This window comes from Sinorhizobium sp. NFACC03, assembly GCF_900103435.1.
Taxonomy (GTDB): Bacteria; Pseudomonadota; Alphaproteobacteria; order Rhizobiales; family Rhizobiaceae; genus Ensifer.
The window spans coordinates 17,448-35,826 of the sequence record NZ_FMXF01000048.1 but is presented as its reverse complement, the minus strand read 5'-3'; the positions used below and the strand labels follow the sequence as shown (position 1 = coordinate 35,826).

Here is an 18,379-nt window from a genome sequence, read left to right as displayed (position 1 = left end):
GGTGTTGCCATAGCAAAGAGCCGGCGCGATCTTCCAGGCGGGAATGGCGATCGGGAAGTTCCAGGGCGTGATGATGCCGACGACGCCGACCGGCTCGCGGGTGATCTCGACGCCGATATTGGGCCGGGCCGACGGCAGCACCTCGCCCGCCAGTCGCAGGCATTCACCGGCGAAGAAGTCGAAGATCTGGCCGGCGCGCACCGTCTCGCCGATGCCTTCGACGAGCGTCTTGCCTTCCTCGCGCGACAGCAGCTTTCCGAGCTCGTCCTTGCGGGCGAGGATCTCGTCGGCGGTCTTCCTCAGGATCGCGTGGCGCTCGAGGATGCCGGAACGCGACCAGGCGGGGAACGCCGCCTTGGCAGCGGCAATCGCCGCACGCGCATCGTCGGCCGACGCACGGGCATATTCGCCGACCAAGTCATTGGTGTTCGAGGGGTTGATGTTGCGGGACACTTCGCTGCTGCCGATCCATTCCCCATCGATCAGGTTTTTCTGCACCATATCTATACCTCCGCGGCGTTCAGACTTTGATCCTGTCTTCGCTTATCGGACGGGATCGAACTCGCACAAAGCACAATCTTTCGAGCCCGCCATTGCCGAAACGGCAAACCTGAATAGCCCTTGGGCGTTGCCATATCGGCAATACCAACTGCTAAAAATTGTGCTTTATGAGATGCCGAATTCCATCATCATCGATCCCATAACAAAGCAAGGGGAACGATATGTCTCGTTTTATGATGAACCGCCGAGGTTTCCTTTCGAATGCGGCCGCAATGGGCGCGATTGCTGCGACCCATAGCCTTATCAATGTTTCGCCCGGTCTAGCCGCCGATTCCACGACGATTCGGATGCAGCTCGGCTGGCTGCCTTCCAACGGGCTTCTCGGAGAACTCGTTGCCCGCAAGAAGGGTTATTATGCCGAGAAGGGCATCGAGCTCGAAATCGTGCCTGGCGGACCGAATGTCGACGGCGTTGCTGGCGTTGCCGTCGGACAGTCGACGATCGGCCAGATCTCCTCCAGCCCATCTGTGATGCTGGCACGTTCGGCCGGTGCGCCGATCAAGGCATTCGCAGCCGGCTACCAGAAACATCCCTTCGCGTACTTCTCCCGCAAGGCAAAACCGATTGCCAAGCCTCAGGACATGATCGGCAAGACGATCGCAGCAATCCCGACGTCGGTAATTTTGCTGCGCGCGCTTCTTGCCAAGAATGGGATATCGGAAGACCAGGTCAAGATCGTCAACATGGGTTCGGACATGAACCAGCTCGTGACCGGCCAGGCCGATGCGGTCTGTGGCTGGCTGACTAACGTCAACGCCTTGAAGGTTCTGGGTGATGACCGGGTCGACCTGACCCTTTGGGATGGCGGTATCCGGCTCTATGCCAACGTCTACTATACCACCGACGACCAGCTGCAAAATCACACTGACCATCTTGCTGCATTCGTATCGGGTTCGGCGCGGGGATGGGGCTATGCACGTGATCACCAGGAAGAGGCGGTCGACATCCTGCTCGAATCCTACCCGAACCTGGACAAGGCAAGCGAACTGGAGGCCATCGGGCCGCTGATGAAATTCGTGTTCAACGAAACGACAGCTGCCGTCGGCTGGGGTGGCATGGAACGTGCGAACTGGGAGGAGCAGATCAAGACCTATGCGGACCTCGGCCAGTTCAAGGGCCCGGTCCCGAATGCGGACGACGTCTACACGATGGCAATCCTGGATGCGACGGCCGATGTCCGCAAGAGCGTAGGGTAAGGCGATGCTGGAAACGCGTAGCAGACCCAACCAGGCAGCAGTCGGTAGCTCCGCCGTGTCGGTGAAGAATCTTCATATCCGCTTCGGCGCAGATGATTCTGGCTTCACCGCACTCTCCGACGTCTCGGTCGAGATACCTGCCGGCTCGCTCGTGACCATGCTCGGCCCGTCCGGCTGCGGCAAGTCCACTCTGTTGCGAACGGTCGCGGATCTCGTGCACATCACCGATGGCTCCGTGTCCGTGCATGGCCAGACGCCGCGCAAGGCGCGCGAGGGCCGCGATTTCGCCTTCGTCTTCCAGGAGGCGACGTTGCTGCCATGGCGCAATGTGATCGACAATGTGCGTCTCCCGCTGCTGGTGGGAAAACGCGAAGCGGGCGCGGCCTACGCGGATCCGGAAGAACTTCTGGCTCTCGTCGGACTGAAGGGGCGTGAAAAGGCGATGCCGCACGAATTGTCGGGCGGCCAGCGCCAACGCGTGGCGATCGCCCGCGCGCTGGTGACCCGGCCCCGCATCCTGTTGATGGATGAGCCCTTCGGCGCGCTCGACGAGATCACGCGCGACAAGTTGAACGAAGAGTTGCTGCGCCTCTGGCAGGAAACCGGGACCACCATCCTCTTTGTTACCCATTCGATCCCCGAGGCGGTCTTTCTCGGTCAACATGTCCTGATGCTCGCGGCCCATCCGGGCCGAGTGAAGGAGTTCATGAAGGTCGACTTGCCCTATCCGCGATCTCTCGCGATGCGCGACACGGTCGAGTTCATTCAGGTTACCGCCTACCTGCGCAAACTTTTGGGAGAATGCTGATGGCAAATGCCCTTCCATCACAAGCCGATGGCCGCGACTTGACCGACGGCAACAGGTTCAGGGCGATCGATGCCGTCGTCAGCGCTGCCCTGCGACATCTGCCGGCGACGCTTGCGATCCTTGGCTGCATCCTGCTGTGGCAACTCGTCGTCTGGGGCTTTTCGGTGCCAACGTTCATGGCGCCCGGGCCAGTCGACGTCATCAAGGCCTTCGGCGAAAACGCCGGCGTCCTATGGACGAACTTCTGGCCGACGCTCATGGAAGCGGTTCTCGGTTTCATATTCGGCAATGTCATTGCCGTTCTTCTGGCGGTCTGGTTCGTCCACAGCCCGCTCGCCGAGCGCGCCTTCTATCCGATCGCCGTGATCATCAAGTCGATCCCGATCATCGCACTGGCGCCGATCCTGGTGCTGCTCGTCGGCAACGGTATCGCACCGAAGATCATCATTGCCGGCCTGATCTGCTTCTTCCCGACCCTCGTCAACATGGTGCAGGGACTGAAGTCGGCGAGCCCCGCAATGCTCGACCTGATGCGCATCCTTTCTGCCAGCAACTCCGAAATCTTCTGGAAGGTTCGGCTGCCAGGCTCGCTGCCTTTCCTTTTCGCCGCGCTGAAGATTGCGGCAACCAGCAGCGTGATGGGCGCGATCGTCGCCGAGTGGATCGGCTCCAGCTACGGCCTCGGCGCCCTGATCATTGAGGCGACCTATAATTTCCGTTCGCCTCTGCTCTATGCGACGGTGGTGATTGCGGCTTCGCTTGCCGTGGTTCTCTTCTTCGCTGTTTCGTTCGCGGAATCGAAGATCGTCCGCTGGAAACCGACGACGGACCACTGACCCACAAACCCCTTGCTGCCGGACCTGGATATCCGGGTCCGGTCAACCGACGAAGTCACTGGCTGTGAGCTCCTCACATTTCGCCGGACAGGTCCCCTATGGAGGAAACGATTATGGAAACAATCAGAGAACCCTTGCGCAATGCCAGGATCGTCGACCGCTCCGACGTGGTCGTCGTCGGCGGCGGGCCGGCAGGGATCTCCGCCGCGGTTTCGGCGGCGCGCACCGGGGCCAGCGTCACGCTGCTCGAACGCTACCCCTATGTCGGCGGCCTTGCCGCTGGCGGCATGGTTCTCGTGCTCGACGACATGGTCAATGGGCTCGAAATCACCGTGCGCGGCATCTGCATGGAAATGATCGAACGGATGAAGACGCTCGGCCTCTGCGTCACGCCGACGGATGGCGACCGCCAGCTCGACATTCGCGATACGCCGGAAGCCTGGCAAAGGTGGGCGCGCTGGGGCTTGTTCGACTTCCATACGCCATCCGCCCCGCATCCGATCTGCTATGCGGCCGCGTTCGATCCGGACGCGTTCAAACGCGTCTCCTATGACATCCTTCGCGAATCCGGAGTGAAGCTGAGGACGCACAGCTGGTTCTCCTCGGCGATCGTCGAGAATGGCACGATCAAGGGCGTGGTCTGCCAGACGAAATCCGGCCGCGAGGCCATCATGGGTGACGTCGTGATAGACGCATCGGGCGACCTCGACGTTGCTGCCGACGCCGGCGCCCAGCATACGGACGGCAATTTCATCCTGACGACCGTTTCCCGCTGGGGTGGGATCGACACCGCCGCAGCCGAGCGCTTCGAATTCGAAGAACCGGAAAAGTTCAAGGCGATCGATCATGAGGCCAAGCGTCTGATCGGCGGATGCTGGTCGTTCTGGTGGTTGAAGACGCCGCTGCCGGGCGTCATCTGGCTGAACTGCCCGCACATGCCGAAGCTCTCCGGGCTCAGTGTCGAAGACCTGACCTACGCGGAACTCGAAGGGCGGTCCCGCATTGCTCGCCTGCTCGATTTCGCGCGGGTCAACTTGCCGGGCTTCGAAAATGCCCATGTGATCGATTTCGCACCACAGACGGGCGTGCGCCAGTCGCGGCTGCTCCAGGGCGAATATGTCGTTACCAAGGACGACGTGATGAACCGCCAGCACTTCGCCGATACGGTGTGCCGCGGCCGCGACTACTACACGCCCTACCGGGCCATGCTGCCGAAGGAAGTCGACCAGCTGATCGTCGCGGGCAGGCACTATTCGGCGACGATCCAGGCGCAAAAGTCGAGCCGCGAAATCCCGCCGTGCATGGCGATGGGCGAGGCTGCCGGCGTTGCTGCCACCGTCGCGCTCAACGCCGGCGTGAAGGTGCGGGACGCCGATGTCAGGGCGATCCAGAAGCAGCTGCGGGCCCAGGGCGCCGATCCCGGCGACGTACCATCCGAAAATGCAACCTATCTGGAGGCCGCAGAATGACATCTCTTCCCCTCGACGGTATCCGCGTCGTCGATTTCACCCAGGTCATGCTGGGCCCATGCTGCACGCAGATGCTGGCCGACTATGGCGCCGAGGTCATCAAGGTCGAAAAGGCCAAGATCGGCGATCTCTCGCGCTGGTCACTGGGGTCGGATCCGGACGGTCTCAACAATCCGGTCTTCTCGTCGCTCAACCGCAACAAGAAGAGCCTTGCACTCGACCTCAAGCAGGACGAGGCGCGTGCCGCGGTGCGCGCCCTGATCGACACGGCCGACGTGGTCGTCAACAATTTTCGCCCCGATGTCATGGAGCGAATGGGCTTCGGTTACGAAGAGCTCAGGAAGACCAATCCGCGGCTGATCTACGCCGTCGGTACGGGCTTTGGCCTTGAGGGGCCCTACCGGCACAAGGGAGGACAGGACATCCTCGCGCAGGCACTTTCGGGCGTCATGCGCCGCAAGTCGGACGCGAGCCATCCGCTGTCGATCTATGCGACGCCGCTTGCCGACTACTCGGCCGGCATGCACCTCGTTCAGGGCATTCTGCTTGCCTTGCTGCACCGTGAAAAGAACGGCCACGGCCAGCAGGTTGCGGTTAGCCTCTACAGCTCCATGCTCGCCATGCAGATGCAGGAAGGCACCACGCACATGATGCGGGAAAAGGACCTGAACTGGGGCGCTTTCCCTCTGACGGGTGTGTTCGAGACCACCGACGGCGCCATCGTCATGGTCGGCGCCTTCAAGCAGAACCCGCTGCGCGATATTTGCACGGCATTGGAGATCGAGGATCTGTCCCTCCAGCCGCAATTTGCCGATTTCGACGCACAGATGCAGCGCCGCCCGCAATTGCAGCAGGTCTTCCGCGAGGCGTTCGCGAAGAACAGCAGCGCCCATTGGCTCGGCCGGCTGGAGCAGGTGGACATTCTCTGCGCGCCGGTACGCTCGCTTCCCGAAGCACTCGATGACGAGCAGACGGTGATCAACGGCATGATCCTTCATGCCGGCGAAACGAAAGCCGGTCCGATCCGGCTGGTCGGTTCGCCGATCGACATGTCAGCGGCAACCGTGACGGTGCGCATCGCCCCGCCGAAGCTCGGCGAGCACAACGACGAGATCCTCTCGAGGCTTTCCGTTCGCCGGGGAGATGCGGCATGAGCGTCGCCTTCGTCGTAGAGGACCGCGTTGCGACCGTCACGTTAAACCGTCCGGAGCGGATGAACGCAGTGGACGCAGCAACCGAACACGAGCTGGAGGCGATCTGGCAGGAGATCGAAGCGCGCGACGACATAAGCTGCGTTGTGCTGACGGGCGCAGGCGAACGGGCATTTTGCGCAGGAGCGGATCTTAAAGGGGCCGAAAACACCGGCCTCGATTACTGGAGCGAGAGCCGGCCGAACGGTTTCGGCGGGCTCGCCTTTCGCCGCTCGCTGGATGTTCCTGTTATCGCCAGGGTCAACGGCTATGCGCTCGGCGGCGGATTCGAGATGGTTCTCGGCTGCGATATCGTCGTTGCCTCGACGAAGGCGGCGTTCGGTCTGCCCGAGGCCCGCGTCGGACGCCTGCCGCTTGATGGCGGCATGGTGCTTCTCCAGCGCAGGATCCCTCACAATCTCGCGATGGGCGTGTTGTTGACCGGCCGGCGGTTTTCCGCAGCCGAGATGCAAAGCTTCGGCATCGTCAACGAGGTGGCTGAACCAGGGGAGCTCGATGCCGCCGTTGCCCGCTGGGTGGCCGAAATCGTCGCCTGCGCGCCGCTTTCGCTTCGCGCGATCAAGCAGACTGTCAATCGCACCGGGCATCTGTCGCCGGCGGAAGCACAAGGGCTGCGCACGCCTGCACTCGTGAAGGCGCTTAAAAGCGAAGATGCCCTGGAAGGCGTCAGCGCCTTCCAGGAGAAGCGCGCGCCCGTTTGGAGGGGACGATGAGCGTGTTATAGCTCGGAGCCCAGGGGAGGGGAGGTTCCAATCGAATGCACGCCAGCATCCTGAAATATTTCGTCTCGGTCGCGCGGTCCGGGTCCATTCGCAAGGCCTCCGAGGAGCTTCACGTCGCATCCTCGGCGGTCAGCCGGCAGATCAAGAAACTGGAGGACGAGCTCGGGATCGCCCTGTTCGAACGGCTCTCGAACGGCCTGAGGCTGACCGTCGCCGGGGAAAACGTGCTGCGCCACGCCCGGGTCACGCTCGAGAATTTCGAGCTTCTGCGCAGCGACCTCGGCGCCTTGCAGGGAAAAAAGGCCGGTCGCGTGCAGATGTCTTGTCTGGACAGCCTGGCCATCCAGTTCCTGCCGGACATGGTCAACACGTTCCACAGCATCCATCCGGGCGTGAGCTTCCATATCCACACCGCCGGTCACGGCAACATCAGCAGCCTGGTCGCCGAAGGTGACGTCGACATGGGGTTGACCTTTGATCTCGCCCGTCCAGACGACACGGAGATGCTCTTTCGCGTACCGATGCCGCTGATGGCTTTCGTCGGACGGGGACATCCGTTGGCGAAGCAGCGGCAGGTCTCCCTCGCCGAATGCGCTCAGTACGACCTGCTTCTGCAACTCGATACGCAGCCGATCCGCTCGCTCATCGAAATCGAACTCTCGGTCTTCGAACGAACCGGGCGGCCCTTTGTGCTGTCGAACAGCCAGATGATGCTCAAGCCATTCATCATCTCGGGGCAGGGAGTGGCTTTCTTCACGCCGATCGGCTTCCTCGCGGAAATCAAGGCGGGCGATGTCGTTCCGATACCGCTTTCCGGATCGCGCCTTCAGAACCTGCACATCGGAATTCTCGTGCAGCGACGCCGGCAGCGCACCCACGCGGCCGAAGCCGTCATCGAATTCGTTGGCGCGGAACTGCTGAGGTTCAGCGACCAGATCATGGAGGCAATCAATCCTTGAGTGAACACCAGGTCCCCGGGCGACTTCTTTTGCGTCCTGGCCGCGAAGCAGCAAGGCGTGAGCCAAACCTCTTGCGGCATCTGCCTGACGGTGCCTCCTCGGCTGCGATCCCGGCCAGTGCCCTCCTGATGCCGCCGCCCGTCAACGCGCATGACCACGGCTATGGCATCCGCACGCTCGATTTCGGCAATGTCGACGATGCCCTGGAAGTTTGGATCCCCGGGCTTCGGCTCCGGCCGCGCACCGATCCCTACCTGGAAGCGCTGGTGGCATTCTCCCGGCTGGCGCAAACGGGCGTCGGTGCGACCATGCATTGTCACAATTCGCTGAATGTCGACCGACTGGTGGAGGAGGCCGGCGCGGTGATGCGCGCGGCACGCGATGTCGGCATAAGGCTCGCGCTTTCCTGCCCGCTTCTCGACTACGATCCGTGGGCCTATGACGGCGGGCCGCAGCGATTGCGGCCGCATCTTGCTCCGGCAGACTGGGATGTACTCAGTGCCTCGATCCCCCAATATGCCCCGCCTTCGGTCCAGATTTCGGCGGCCGACGCGGTCGCCGCAGCCAACACCAACCCGCTGATCGATGTCCAGTACGGCCCGATCGGGCCGCAGTGGTGCTCCAATGCAATGCTCGAAAGCATCGCCGAGGCCTCTCACGCAAGGGGTCGGCGCATTCACATGCATCTCCTCGAAAGCCCAAGGCAGAGGCTGTGGCTGGACAGGCGCTTTCCGCAAGGGGTCGTCCGATATCTCGACGATATCGGCTTCCTCTCGCCCCGCCTTGCCGTTGCCCATGGCGTTCAACTGCGGCCGGATGAGCTGGAGTTGCTGGCAGCAAGGGGCGTGCAGCTCGTTTCAAACCCGTCGGCAAACTTGCGCCTGCGTTCAGGCGTGGCGCCGCTCGCTGCCATTCCGGCAAGCGGACCGGCCTTCGCTTTCGGCCTCGACGGCACCGGGTTTGACGACGACCAGGACCTTTGGCGCGAACTGCGCCTTGCCCATCTGTTGCACGGTGGCCGCGGCTTGACGCGGACGTTTACGGCTCGATGCATCTTCGATGCCGCGATCCATGTCGGCGCCAAGGTTGTGAACGCGACGGCAAACGAAGACCTTGTCCTCGTGGATTACGGTGCGCTGATCGCCGACAGCCTGATAGACGATCTGGATGAGGCGGAGGTGCTGCTCACCCGGATGACGGCGGCGCACGCGAAGGGGCTCTACGTCGGCGGGCAGGAGGTCATGTGCGATGGGAAGCTGACCCGGGTTGATTTCGAACGTGCCCGGGCCGAACTTTTGCAGCAGGCGCGTGCGGACCTTCCGCGGCTGAACTGCGAGCGTGATCTCGTGACCAAGCTCGCCGCGGCGACGCGGGCCTATTATTCCGGCTGGTGAGCCCAAGCGGCGAGGCCGCAAAAACATCTCGGGATACGTGCGGCGAGGGCAGAGACGGGACGGCTTTCTACCGGGCCCAAGCTTCGTTTCTCTGACCGGCCGTCGACCTGCGTCTGCCCAACGGCCCTGTCTTGCTCCTGTGGATCAGGTCTGGTTATGCGACGGTTACCGCTTTCTCGAAGGCGGCAACGAAGGGATGGTCCAGCGCCGTAGAGCACTCCTTGCTCCACCCGCCCGGTGAGCCCATTCCGGTGACGTCTGCTCCGAAGAACTCCTTGTTCACAGCGATGAAATGGCGCTGGTTGTCGGCGATCTCGTGATCCCAGACGATGGCATCGACGGGACAGATCGAAAGACAGAGCCCGCAATTTATGCATTCGTCGGGGTGGATGTAGAAGGTACGGCCACCCTCGTAGATGCAGTCGACAGGGCAGGCGGCGGTGCAGTCGCCATCCTTCACGTCGATGCAGGGTTCGGTAATGACATAGGCCATCTTGCTGGTCTCTGAAGAGTTGCTTGCACGGCCAATTATTCAGAGTTTCCCTTGCCGAAGAAGCACAGATATTCGCAACGTCGATTGCCAAAAAGGCAACGTCCGGTGCTTCTTCGATCTTGTTTGATGTCGCCGCGTGGCGAAGTTTTGCGGTAAGCGCCAACCTGAAACGAGCTTGATCACCCGGCCGTACAGCCCAGGATCGTGCGCAAGCGCCTTTGTTCGCCTGCCGGGCTTAGGGCTGCCGGAGAATGCCTCTCAGGATCGTCTCGGTGATCGTGGCCGCCGCCTTTTCATAGTCATCGGCTTTCAAACGGGGCTTTTTGAGCGCGTCGACGGCGACGGGTTCGAAGTCCGAGTAAAACTGGGTCGACGCCCAGAGCATGATGAAGAGATGACGTGGATCGACCGGCAGCATTTTGCCAGCGGCGATCCAGCCCTCGATGACCGCGACATGAGTATCCGTTACCTGACGGATGTGTTCGCGATCCTTCTTGGTCAGGAAACGGGCACCTTGAATGATTTCGCTGGCGAAGAGCCGGGACTCGGCCATGTTCTTGCGCGTGTATTCCAGCTTCGCCTTGATGTAGAGCCTGAACGCCTCCGCCGGTTCGCGCTCCGGCGAAATGTATTTCAGTGCATCATCCCAACTCGCGAGCAGATGCGCGATGATGGCGGTGTAGATCTCCTCCTTGGAAGAGAAGTAGTAGTAGACGTTTGCCTTGGGCAGGCCCGAAGCCTCGGCAATCTCGGCGATGCGCGTGCCATCGAAGCCCTTGCGGGCAAATATCTCGATCCCCGCCTTGATGATGAGCCGCACGTTACGTTCGCGGATGCGCTCTTCGGGATCTCGTAATGCCCTTGCCATATAGTTCCGCCTCCATCTCGCCGTCGCTTCCTACCAGGCAATCATGCGTGGTGGCGAGATTGCCTTTGCAATTGCCGCGTTTTCCAGCGAAATGCAAGCGTATAGCCCTTCGCCAGAAGCTGACGATGTAGTCAAGAAAAGTTGACCGCTTCGTCATTTTCCGCTTTTTAAAAGTTGACACTTTGGTCAGCTTTTGTCTAGTCTCCCTGCAATGAACGGAAGGGGAGCCGTAATGCCGATGCGCTTGAGGGAGGCAATGGCGGAAACGTTTGCAGGCTGGGAGGATGATCTTCCGCATGCATGGCGCGATGCGCTCGGCGCCGTCGGCGACGATTTCGCCCGTATCGATGCGGACCTCGAGTTGGAGGCCTGGGAGCCGATCTTCCCGGCGCGCCGCGGCAAAACCTTTCCTGGCCAGCCAAGGGGCGCGCATGCCCTGGCGGCGTTCGACGGAATTGCGCCCGATGGCGTGCGCTGCCTGGTTCTTGGGCAGGATCCTTATCCCGAGCCGGGTTTTGCGACGGGGCGTGCCTTCGAGGCCGGCAATCTCGCCGCCTGGGGTGAGCTGGACAAGATGTTCTCGAAGAGCATCCGTGCCTACATGCAGCTGATTGCGGCCGCGCGCCTTGGTGATGAAAGTCTGGCGTGCGATTTCGGCCGCTGGCCGGATGTGCGGCATCTGCTGTGCGATCCCACCGGTTCGTTCGAGGCGCCGAGCCTGATCGCCGACCGTTGGGTCGCGGAGGGTGTTCTCTTGCTCAATGCCTCGCTGACGCTCTCTCGCTTCCGCGTCGATATCGATCCGCACCAGTCCCGCGGGCATCTGTCCTTCTGGCGGCCGCTGATGCTGCGCGTGGTCGAAATGCTTGTGGCGCGAGGCGAGCCCGTTGTCTTCCTGGGTTTCGGTGCGGCTGCGGCTGACATCTTCTCGCAAGTCGGCGTTGCCGAGGGGCAGTTCGGCCATGTCGCCTATGTTCAGCGCGAGCATCCCGCCTTTGCCGACAAGGTGCTCGGCCGGGAAAATCCGTTCCTTCTCTGCAATTCTTATTTGGAGGCGATGGGCGGTCGGCCCATTGCGTGGTGAACATGGCGCGTAACCCGGAATATGATTTCATCGTGGTCGGTGCGGGCTCGGCCGGTTGTGTTCTCGCGAACCGTCTGTCGAAGAACCCGGCAAACCGCGTGCTTTTGATCGAGGCTGGCGGCAAGGATCGCAACCCGCTGTTCCGGCTGCCGATGCTGATGGGCAAGCTGTTCCATTCGGGCATCTACAACTGGCACTATCACACCGAGCCTGAGCCCTATCTCAATGGCCGCTCGCTCTATTGGCCGCGCGGCAAGGTGCTGGGCGGGACCTCCACCATCAACGGCATGATCTACGTGCGCGGTAATCGCCACGACTACGACCGCTGGTCGCAGCTCGGGCTTGCCGGCTGGTCCTATGATGAAGTGCTGCCGGCATTCCGACGCTCCGAAACGCATGTTCAGCGGAAGGATGCGTTCCACAGTGGCGACGGGGAACTCACCGTCTGCCGAGCCCGTGGCAACAATCCGCTGATGGACGTGTTCTGCGAGGCGGGCATCCAGGCCGGCTATCCGGCCAACGATGACTTCAACGGAGAGACGCAAGAAGGCTTTGGCCGCTACGACTTCACCATCCGCAAGGGAAAACGCTGGTCCACGTCATGGGCGTTCCTGCGTCCGGCACTCGGCCGCAAGAACCTCACCGTGCTGACCGGGGCGGAGCTCACGCGTCTGATCATCGAAGGCGACCGGGCGTGCGGCGTCGAGTATCTGAAGGACGGCGTGCTGGGACGCGCTCGTGCGGGGCGGGAGGTGATCCTCTCCTCAGGGGTGGTCAATTCGCCCAAGGCGCTGCTTCTGTCCGGCATCGGGCCGGCAGATGAGCTCCGGGCGCTTGGCATCGAGCCGGTGCTGGACCTGCCGGGCGTCGGCAAGAACCTCCAGGACCACGTCGACTGCGTCATGAGCTGGGAATGCCGGGAGCCGATCACGCTCTTCAGCGACCTGCGGGCGGACAAGCTTATTCCCGCCGTTGCCCAGGGCATGCTGTTCGGTGAGGGCGTTACCACGACCTTCCCCTATGAGGCCGGCGCCTTCATCCGATCGAACGATGGCCTGGTTGCGCCCGACATACAACTGCACTTCATGCCGGCGCTGGAAAAGACGGCCAACCTGCACTTCCCCAATCCGTTCCGGAAGAAGCAGGCCGTAGAGGCCAACCACGGGTTCACGATCCGCGTCGGCCCCGTCAATCCGGTGAGCCGCGGCGAGATCACGCTGCGCTCGGCGAACGCGACGGACAAGCCGAAGATCCAGGCCAACTACCTCCGTGACGATTTCGACGTTCGCACGATGATCGATGCCATCCGGCTGACCCGTGACATTGTCGGCCAGAAGGCTTTCGACCGCTATCGCGGCAAGGAGCTGGCACCGGGGCCGGAAGCGCTCGACGATGCCGCTTTGACGAGCTGGTTGCGGGCGACCGCCATGACAACCTTCCACCCGGTTGGAACCGCCAAGATGGGAAACGATCCCATGGCTGTGGTGGATGCGCGACTCAAGGTGCACGGCATCGAAGGGCTACGTGTCGCGGACGTCTCGATCATGCCGGTCATCTCAAGCGGCAACACCAACGCGCCAGCCATCATGATCGGCGAGAAATGCGCCGAATTCGTCCTGAACGCATAGGAAGCAATCTGATGATCCTGGAACACCGCACCTACACCTTCAAGCCCGGCACGGTCGACAAGTGGATGAAGAAGTACGAGGCCGACGGCCTTCCCGTGCAGAAGCGCCATCTCAACAAGTTCGTCGGTCTCTATGCCTCGGAACTGGGAACGCTTCACACGACCGTGCTGATGTGGGCCTACGACAGCCTCGCTGACCGCGAAGCGCGCCGCGCGGCCATGTATGCCGATCCGGACTGGCAGAAGTTCATTTCCGAAGTCTGGGCGCTGGACGCGATCCAGAAGCAGGAGGTGATGATTATGAACCCGGCCTCCTATTCGCCGCCGCTTTGAGGCGGCAACTGGCGCCAGTACCGCCAGCGCCCTGGCAAATGCGAATGAGAAACAACAAGATAAAAGAGGGAACGATCATGACAGACAAGACTGGGAAGATTACACAGCACATGATGCAGCGCCGGACATTCCTGCAGGCGAGCGCGGGTGCCGCGGCGCTGGCCTTTGCCGCCAGTGTCGTGCCTGAATTTGCCCGTGCGTCCGAGGGGCTGGTCGCGCTGGTCCATACGCAAGCTGCAGGCGACAATGGTCCGGTGGACCAGATGATCGCCAAGCTCAAGCAGCTTTCGGAAGAAAAGGGTTTCGAATACCGCGCTGTCTACGCGCAGGATCCGGCGACCTACGAGACGGTCTACCGCACGCTGGGCGATGCGGGCGCGGCGATCATCATCTCGACCTTCAATGAAGTGGCCGAGCCCTTCAAGGCGCTGGCGCCGTCCTATCCCAACACCAAGTGGATCCAGCTTTTCGCCGATCCTTTCGAACCGGCAATTCCGAACGTGGTGACTGTCTCCTACGACTACTACCTTGGTTGCTATCTCTCGGGGGTCTTTGCAGCCAAGATGTCGTCGACCGGCAGGATCGGCTTTATCGGCGGCGTTTCCATTCCTCCGCTCAACGCAGACTTCAACGCCTTCAAGGCAGGCGTGCATTCCATTCGGCCGGATGCCTCCGTCATCGCCGCCTTTGCAGGCTCGTTTCAGGACCCTGCAAAGGGGCAGGAAATCGCAACCCAGATGTACAATGACGGCATCGACTACATCCAGACCGATGCGGCAGCCACCGACGGCGGCATCATTGCCGCGGCCAACGAGAAGGAAGGGCGCATGGTGAGCTGCCTCGCGCCCGGACAGTATGAGCTGGGCCCGAAATCACTGATCTCGATCGTCAGTCTCGACTTCGGCGTCTCGCTCTACAACGAAACCAGCAAAGCGGTCGGACCCGAATGGAAGGGCGGTGCGCACGAGCATACGGGCCTTGGCACCAGCGTCATCGACTTCATTCTCTCGCCGGTCTTCGCCGAGCAGGGGCCAGCAGATCTGAACGCCAAGGCGAAGGAAGCGCTGGTCGAGGTCGACAAGGTTCGTGTCGGCATCCTGAATGGGTCGATCAAGGTTCCGTTCAACACCACCCTTTGATCCCTGGCGCTGGCTCGCCGAGCCAGCCCGAGGCTTCGAAGGACGTCGGCACAGACCTTCCCTCTTGGGGGAGGTCACTGGGGTTCGCGGATCGTTTCCAGCCCTGTTGACAGCCGCGAACCTCCCGCTCTCGATGGGAACCATTGCATGTCCAATTCTGCGAAATCGGCCCTGGAGTGCCGGAACGTCACCGTCAAATTCGGAGATGTGACGGCGTTGTCGGAGGTTTCAGCTTCGTTCGCTCCTGGCCAGATCCATGCGGTCGTCGGTCAGAACGGGGCCGGCAAGACCACCTTCGCACGGGTTGCCGCCGGCCTCGTCCAGCCGACCTCCGGCGCCGTCAACGTGATGGGACACGACATCCGGACGGGGCAGGTCAGCGAAAGCCGGGCCGCGGGCGTGGAGCTCGTCCACCAGAGTTTTGCCTTGCCACCGTCCTTTACGGTCGCCGAGACCATGGAGTTTGGCGCTACGGGCAAGGGCGGCATCTATAGCCGCAAGGGGCTCGCTAAAAAATGGCGGGCGCATCTTGCGGGGCTCGACGTCCAGGTCGACTTGAACCGGCGTATCCGGGATCTGCCGATCGAGACCCAGCAGGGCATAGAGATTGCCCGCGCGCTGGTCACGGATGCGCGCGTCCTTATTCTCGACGAGCCGACCGCGGTCCTGTCACCGGCGGGCATCGACATGCTGTTCGCACGCGTTCGCCGCCTTAGGGAACGCGGGGTCACCGTTATCCTCATCCTGCACAAGATCCGCGAGGTGCTGGGCGTCGCCGACACAGTCACGGTGCTGCGGGGCGGCCAGAAGGTCCAAGGGCCGCTTCCGGTGGCTGAGGTTTCGGGCGAGCGTTTGGCCAACCTCATCGTCGGTGAGGCCGTCGCGAAGACGCTCGATCGGCACGATCGCGATGCATTGGTCGGAACGAAGTCACCGATCCGTGGGGACTCAGATCAACCGGCCCATGCGACCGGCCCTGCCATCCTTTCGATGAAGGCCGCTTCTACACGGCCGGACAGCGGAGGCGTTGCTCTCGATGGCGTCGATCTGGGGATCCGTCCGGGCGAGATCGTCGGCATCGCCGGAGTGGAGGGCAACGGGCAGAAGACGCTAGTGCGGGCTATTTCCGCTCTCGCCGATCTGACAAGTGGATCGATCCAGCTTGCAGGCCATGACGTGACTGGCGAACCGCTCGCCGCCCGTCGCGCGATCGGTCTTAGGATCATTCCCTTCGAGCGCAACGTCGAAGGTCTCAGCCTCACGAGTTCGCTCTGGCAGAACTGGAGCGCGAGGGAGCTGCTGCAGGGCAGGCTGCTCAAGCTGATCCGTCCCTCAGCAGTGCGCGATGCCTGCGACCGGTCACTCAAGGAATGGAGCGTTCACTACCACAATTCCGCGCAGAAGGCGGGGTCCCTGTCGGGCGGCAATGCGCAGAAGGTGATCCTCGCCCGGGAGATCGATCCCGATGCGAAGCTGATTATCGCGGCCCAGCCGACCCGCGGCCTCGACATCGGGGCCACCGCCTTCGTTTGGCAGGCGCTCCGGCAGGCGCGCGACCGTGGCGCGGCCATACTGCTGATCTCGTCGGATCTCGACGAGCTCTTCGACATATCGGATCGCGTCGTGGTGATGCTGTCGGGACGCCTGAACGGCGAGTTCCGCGCGCCCTTCGACATAGGGTTGGTGGGAGCGGCCATGACCGGTGCCGTTGCAGGGGCAAGCGCATGAAAGACAGTCTCATCACCGTCGTCCGCAGTCTGATCTTTGTGATCTTCGCGCTCATCCTCTGCGCGCTCGTGTTCCAGCTTGCCGGCTACAATGCCCCGGTGACACTCTGGGCGGTGCTCGATGGGGCATTCCTGCGAAGCGGCGCGATCGAGCAAAGTCTCAGATGGGCGCTGCCGCTGTTCATAACGGCCGTCGGCGTCGGCATTTCCTTCCGGGCGGGTTTCTTCAACATCGGGGCCCAGGGGCAGTTCTATGTCGGCGCGATCTGCGCCGCCTTCGCCGCCGAAGCGGTAAAGGGCGGACCAGCCTTCCTGGTTATCCCGAGCTTGCTTCTTGCCGGCATGATCGGCGGTGCTCTCTGGGCGCTGTGGCCGGGATTGCTGCGGCTCCGCTCCGGCACAGACGAGGTTATCACCACGCTGATGGGCAACTTCATGGCCGGCCTGCTGCTGGTCTATGTCACCTCAGGGCCGCTGAAGGATCCCTCAGGTTCCGGTCAGCAGGCATCGAGCCGCCCGCTCGATGCGGCCTACCGCATCTCGGATTCTCTCGGTCTCTCCCCGACGATCATCGCAATCGCGGTGGTCGTCGGCATCCTCATGTGGCTGCTGGTGAACCGAACTTCCTTCGGCATCCTGGCAAGCCTTGCCGGCCGCAATGGCACGATGGTGGAATGGCAGGGTGCGCGCCTCTGGCAGCTCGGCCTCTCCAGTTTCCTCGTTTCGGGGGCGCTTGCGGGCCTTGCCGGCACCATCGAGTTCATGGGGCCGAACGGCCGCATCGCCTCGGGCTTCCTGCCGGCGCATGGTTTCACTGCGATCCTGATCGCGCTTGTCGCCAATCTCTCCGTTATCGGAACGGCGGTTGCGGCCATCTTCTTCGGCGGCCTTGCCTCGGCGGCACTCTATCTGCCGATCATGGCCGGGCTGCCGTCGGCGGCGATCGACATCATCAATGCGGCGATCGCGCTGTTCATAACCGCAAGGTCGACGTTCATCGATAGGGTGCTGCGTCTCGGAGGGCGCAAGACATGAATGAGATCATTATCTCCGTCCTGCGCTCCGGAACGCCGCTGATCTACGTCACGCTCGCCGGCGTTATCGCGCAGCGGGCAGGGGTATGGAACCTCGGCCTCGAGGGACTGATGATCATCGGCGCCTGCGCGACAATTCTCGGCATCATGCTCACAAAGTCGATCGGCGCGGCCATCCTCATCGCCATTCTCGCCTGCGTGCTGGCCTCGGTGCTTCTCTGGTTCGTCATCGACAGGTTGAAAGCCAATCCCATTATCGCCGGCCTCGGACTGACTGGTCTCGGCATCGGCGGTACGGCGCTTGCGGTCCAGTCTATCTTCGGCAGCCAGGCAACTGTGACTGCTCCCTTCGGCATTCCTAAATTGGGGCCGGCCTTTGGTTCCTATGGCGTGCTGTCGGTCTCGGTCGCCGCCATGCCGCTCGTCGTCTTTGCCATGTGGGTGTTGTTGCGGCGAACGCGCTTCGGCCTGCGGCTAGCCGCCTGTGGGGAGCATCCGTTCGCTGCGCGCGGCGTCGGCGCCAACCCGTCGCGCATGCGGCTCGTGGCGCTTTCGATCGGTGGGGTGCTGTGTGCTATCGGCGGCGCGGAACTTGCCGCCGGCAGCCTGCAGTTCTTTGCCCAGGGCATGACGGCCGGTCGCGGCTTTATGGCGTTTGCTGCGGTCATCTTCGGTGCCGCCCATCCGGTAGGGGCTACCTTTGCCGCCTTGTTCTTCGCCATCGTCGGCGCCATCGGCATCCGGGCGCAGTTGACGTTCGGCGACAGGGTCCCGCACGACCTCCTGCAGGCATTGCCCTATCTCGCGACAGTCTTCGGCGTCTGGCTCTCAGGAAAGCTCCGCGGCGGTGCGAAAGCCGCAAGCTCGTCCGCCGAACTCAGGGATCAGTAATCATGACGTGCGGCGGACGCTATCCTC

General features: G+C 62.3%; 18 protein-coding genes. 15 read left to right on the top strand and 3 right to left on the bottom strand.

Going from position 1 to position 18,379, the window contains the following annotated elements; all coding sequences use genetic code 11:
* The coding region (locus BLU35_RS32625) for an aldehyde dehydrogenase family protein (RefSeq protein ID WP_143033038.1) at positions 1-501 on the bottom strand (501 nt) is incomplete at its 3' end.
* 221 nt (positions 502-722) lie between these two features.
* Between BLU35_RS32625 and BLU35_RS32620 the strand changes: the two genes are divergently transcribed.
* The 8 genes from BLU35_RS32620 (at position 723) to BLU35_RS32585 (ending at position 9,156) form a co-directional block, all read left to right on the top strand.
* A complete protein-coding gene (locus BLU35_RS32620; protein WP_093236204.1) occupies positions 723-1,757 on the top strand; it encodes an ABC transporter substrate-binding protein in 1,035 nt (344 codons plus the stop codon).
* Positions 1,758-1,761: 4 nt separating this feature from the next.
* A complete protein-coding gene (locus BLU35_RS32615; RefSeq protein WP_093236203.1) occupies positions 1,762-2,565 on the top strand; it encodes an ABC transporter ATP-binding protein in 804 nt (267 codons plus the stop codon).
* Positions 2,565-3,401, top strand: a complete 837-nt coding sequence (locus BLU35_RS32610; protein ID WP_502688202.1) for an ABC transporter permease — start codon at positions 2,565-2,567, stop codon at positions 3,399-3,401. The genes BLU35_RS32615 and BLU35_RS32610 overlap by 1 nt, the downstream gene beginning before the upstream one ends.
* Before the next feature lie 113 nt (positions 3,402-3,514).
* Entirely contained in the window at positions 3,515-4,870 is a 1,356-nt protein-coding gene (locus tag BLU35_RS32605) for an FAD-dependent oxidoreductase (RefSeq protein WP_286161704.1), read from the top strand.
* A complete protein-coding gene (locus BLU35_RS32600) occupies positions 4,867-6,024 on the top strand; it encodes a CaiB/BaiF CoA transferase family protein (protein WP_093236201.1) in 1,158 nt (385 codons plus the stop codon). The genes BLU35_RS32605 and BLU35_RS32600 overlap by 4 nt, the downstream gene beginning before the upstream one ends.
* The gene (locus BLU35_RS32595; RefSeq protein ID WP_093236200.1) at positions 6,021-6,794 is read left to right on the top strand and encodes an enoyl-CoA hydratase-related protein; all 774 of its coding nucleotides are present in this window, start codon (positions 6,021-6,023) and stop codon (positions 6,792-6,794) included. Before BLU35_RS32600 ends, BLU35_RS32595 begins: the two co-directional genes overlap by 4 nt.
* A 44-nt stretch (positions 6,795-6,838) precedes the next feature.
* Positions 6,839-7,762: a LysR family transcriptional regulator gene (locus tag BLU35_RS32590; protein ID WP_057251120.1), complete on the top strand. Its 924-nt coding sequence runs from the start codon at positions 6,839-6,841 to the stop codon at positions 7,760-7,762.
* 71 nt (positions 7,763-7,833) lie between these two features.
* A complete protein-coding gene (locus tag BLU35_RS32585; RefSeq protein ID WP_353615056.1) occupies positions 7,834-9,156 on the top strand; it encodes an amidohydrolase family protein in 1,323 nt (440 codons plus the stop codon).
* Positions 9,157-9,310: 154 nt separating this feature from the next.
* On the opposite strand, the gene fdxA is transcribed toward BLU35_RS32585, so the two are convergent.
* Together fdxA and BLU35_RS32575 are read right to left on the bottom strand one after the other, a co-directional pair.
* A complete protein-coding gene (gene fdxA / locus BLU35_RS32580) occupies positions 9,311-9,649 on the bottom strand; it encodes a ferredoxin (protein WP_093236199.1) in 339 nt (112 codons plus the stop codon).
* Positions 9,650-9,884: 235 nt separating this feature from the next.
* Positions 9,885-10,517, bottom strand: a complete 633-nt coding sequence (locus BLU35_RS32575; RefSeq protein ID WP_093236198.1) for a TetR family transcriptional regulator C-terminal domain-containing protein — start codon at positions 10,515-10,517, stop codon at positions 9,885-9,887.
* Positions 10,518-10,773: 256 nt separating this feature from the next.
* Here BLU35_RS32575 and BLU35_RS32570 point away from each other — a divergent pair, with 256 nt between their 5' ends.
* The 7 genes from BLU35_RS32570 (at position 10,774) to BLU35_RS32540 (ending at position 18,352) form a co-directional block, all read left to right on the top strand.
* On the top strand, positions 10,774-11,601 hold the full coding sequence (locus tag BLU35_RS32570; RefSeq protein ID WP_093236197.1) for a uracil-DNA glycosylase family protein: 828 nt from the start codon (positions 10,774-10,776) through the stop codon (positions 11,599-11,601).
* Positions 11,602-11,603: 2 nt separating this feature from the next.
* Positions 11,604-13,229, top strand: a complete 1,626-nt coding sequence (locus tag BLU35_RS32565; protein WP_093236196.1) for a GMC family oxidoreductase — start codon at positions 11,604-11,606, stop codon at positions 13,227-13,229.
* Positions 13,230-13,240: 11 nt separating this feature from the next.
* Positions 13,241-13,561, top strand: coding sequence for an NIPSNAP family protein (locus tag BLU35_RS32560; protein WP_057251125.1), 321 nt, complete (start codon positions 13,241-13,243; stop codon positions 13,559-13,561).
* 113 nt (positions 13,562-13,674) lie between these two features.
* Positions 13,675-14,700 carry a BMP family ABC transporter substrate-binding protein gene (locus BLU35_RS32555; protein WP_093236206.1) on the top strand — a complete coding sequence of 342 codons (1,026 nt, stop codon included), beginning with the start codon at positions 13,675-13,677 and terminating at the stop codon, positions 14,698-14,700.
* Between the two features lie 147 nt (positions 14,701-14,847).
* Positions 14,848-16,428 carry an ABC transporter ATP-binding protein gene (locus BLU35_RS32550; RefSeq protein WP_093236195.1) on the top strand — a complete coding sequence of 527 codons (1,581 nt, stop codon included), beginning with the start codon at positions 14,848-14,850 and terminating at the stop codon, positions 16,426-16,428.
* Positions 16,425-17,462 carry an ABC transporter permease gene (locus BLU35_RS32545; protein WP_093236194.1) on the top strand — a complete coding sequence of 346 codons (1,038 nt, stop codon included), beginning with the start codon at positions 16,425-16,427 and terminating at the stop codon, positions 17,460-17,462. The genes BLU35_RS32550 and BLU35_RS32545 overlap by 4 nt, the downstream gene beginning before the upstream one ends.
* Positions 17,459-18,352, top strand: a complete 894-nt coding sequence (locus BLU35_RS32540) for an ABC transporter permease (protein WP_093236193.1) — start codon at positions 17,459-17,461, stop codon at positions 18,350-18,352. The genes BLU35_RS32545 and BLU35_RS32540 overlap by 4 nt, the downstream gene beginning before the upstream one ends.
* Positions 18,353-18,379 lie beyond the last annotated feature (27 nt).

Excerpts from the sequence above, each read along its gene's own strand:
- BLU35_RS32620 (WP_093236204.1), top strand. The coding sequence starts at position 723 with ATGTCTCGTTTTATGATGAACCGCCGAGGTTTCCTTTCGAATGCGGCC.
- BLU35_RS32615 (WP_093236203.1), top strand. The coding sequence starts at position 1,762 with ATGCTGGAAACGCGTAGCAGACCCAACCAGGCAGCAGTCGGTAGCTCC.
- BLU35_RS32610 (WP_502688202.1), top strand. The coding sequence starts at position 2,565 with ATGGCAAATGCCCTTCCATCACAAGCCGATGGCCGCGACTTGACCGAC.
- BLU35_RS32605 (WP_286161704.1), top strand. The coding sequence starts at position 3,515 with ATGGAAACAATCAGAGAACCCTTGCGCAATGCCAGGATCGTCGACCGC.
- BLU35_RS32600 (WP_093236201.1), top strand. The coding sequence starts at position 4,867 with ATGACATCTCTTCCCCTCGACGGTATCCGCGTCGTCGATTTCACCCAG.
- BLU35_RS32595 (WP_093236200.1), top strand. The coding sequence starts at position 6,021 with ATGAGCGTCGCCTTCGTCGTAGAGGACCGCGTTGCGACCGTCACGTTA.
- BLU35_RS32590 (WP_057251120.1), top strand. The coding sequence starts at position 6,839 with ATGCACGCCAGCATCCTGAAATATTTCGTCTCGGTCGCGCGGTCCGGG.
- fdxA (WP_093236199.1), bottom strand. The coding sequence starts at position 9,649 with ATGGCCTATGTCATTACCGAACCCTGCATCGACGTGAAGGATGGCGAC.
- BLU35_RS32575 (WP_093236198.1), bottom strand. The coding sequence starts at position 10,517 with ATGGCAAGGGCATTACGAGATCCCGAAGAGCGCATCCGCGAACGTAAC.
- BLU35_RS32570 (WP_093236197.1), top strand. The coding sequence starts at position 10,774 with ATGGCGGAAACGTTTGCAGGCTGGGAGGATGATCTTCCGCATGCATGG.
- BLU35_RS32565 (WP_093236196.1), top strand. The coding sequence starts at position 11,604 with ATGGCGCGTAACCCGGAATATGATTTCATCGTGGTCGGTGCGGGCTCG.
- BLU35_RS32560 (WP_057251125.1), top strand. The coding sequence starts at position 13,241 with ATGATCCTGGAACACCGCACCTACACCTTCAAGCCCGGCACGGTCGAC.
- BLU35_RS32555 (WP_093236206.1), top strand. The coding sequence starts at position 13,675 with ATGCAGCGCCGGACATTCCTGCAGGCGAGCGCGGGTGCCGCGGCGCTG.
- BLU35_RS32550 (WP_093236195.1), top strand. The coding sequence starts at position 14,848 with ATGTCCAATTCTGCGAAATCGGCCCTGGAGTGCCGGAACGTCACCGTC.
- BLU35_RS32545 (WP_093236194.1), top strand. The coding sequence starts at position 16,425 with ATGAAAGACAGTCTCATCACCGTCGTCCGCAGTCTGATCTTTGTGATC.
- BLU35_RS32540 (WP_093236193.1), top strand. The coding sequence starts at position 17,459 with ATGAATGAGATCATTATCTCCGTCCTGCGCTCCGGAACGCCGCTGATC.